This window comes from Pseudomonas sp. BMW13, assembly GCF_013357275.1.
GTDB classification, from domain to species: domain Bacteria; phylum Pseudomonadota; class Gammaproteobacteria; order Pseudomonadales; family Pseudomonadaceae; genus Aquipseudomonas; species Aquipseudomonas khazarica.
This window is the reverse complement of sequence record NZ_SUKD01000088.1, coordinates 1-265: the sequence shown is the minus strand read 5'-3', so window position 1 is coordinate 265 and position 265 is coordinate 1. Positions and strand designations below refer to the sequence as shown.

The window sequence follows — 265 nt, the reverse complement described above, 5'->3', positions numbered from 1 at the left end:
CGGTTCCGGCTCCGAGGGCAACGACACCATGCTGCGCCTGGTGCGCCACTACTGGGCGTGCAAGGGCCAGCCGAACAAAAAGGTCATCATCGGCCGCGAGAATGGCTACCACGGCTCCACCGTGGCCGGCGCCAGTCTCGGCGGCATGAAGTTCATGCACGAGCAGGGCGACCTGCCGATCCCCGGTATCGCCCACATCCCGCAGCCGTACTGGTTCGGTGAGGGTGGCGAGCAGTCGCCGGAAGCGTTCGGCATCTGGGCCGCC

At 67.5% G+C, this 265-nt stretch carries 1 pseudogene; it reads left to right on the top strand.

Annotated features, from left to right (window positions below):
- Positions 1 to 265: pseudogene (locus tag E4487_RS25065) on the top strand (aminotransferase class III-fold pyridoxal phosphate-dependent enzyme); the annotation flags it as partial.